Here is a 270-nt window from a genome sequence, read left to right as displayed (position 1 = left end):
CACCAGCACTACCACGAAGGTCGGGTCGGCGCCGGGCGGGCGCGTCAGCAGCAGCGCGGCCAGTACCAGTGTGGTGACCAACCCTGCGCCGGCCAAGCCGCGCCAGAGTGCAAGCAGGTTCCACCAAGGCTCGCGGCTATCGGCGCGCCCGACCGTGCGTTCGATGCGCCGCCATAGCTGTGCGGAGGGCGGCACCGGTTCGGCCAATGCCGTCAGCGGCAGCAGGCGCTGTTCCCAGGCGTCCACCGCTGCGCGCAATGGGGCGTCGTG

The 270-nt window shown here is 71.9% G+C and carries 1 protein-coding gene; it reads right to left on the bottom strand.

Going from position 1 to position 270, the window contains the following annotated elements; genetic code table 11:
- Nucleotides 1-270, bottom strand: a 270-nt coding sequence (locus KZZ04_RS19335; RefSeq protein ID WP_257903695.1) for a hypothetical protein, incomplete at both ends; no start/stop codon positions are given.

Source organism: Pseudoalteromonas sp. CR1, from assembly GCF_019392235.1.
Classification (GTDB): domain Bacteria; phylum Pseudomonadota; class Gammaproteobacteria; order Enterobacterales; family Alteromonadaceae; genus Pseudoalteromonas.
The sequence above is the reverse complement of the archived record's forward strand: the minus strand, read 5'-3'. Positions and strand labels throughout refer to the sequence as shown.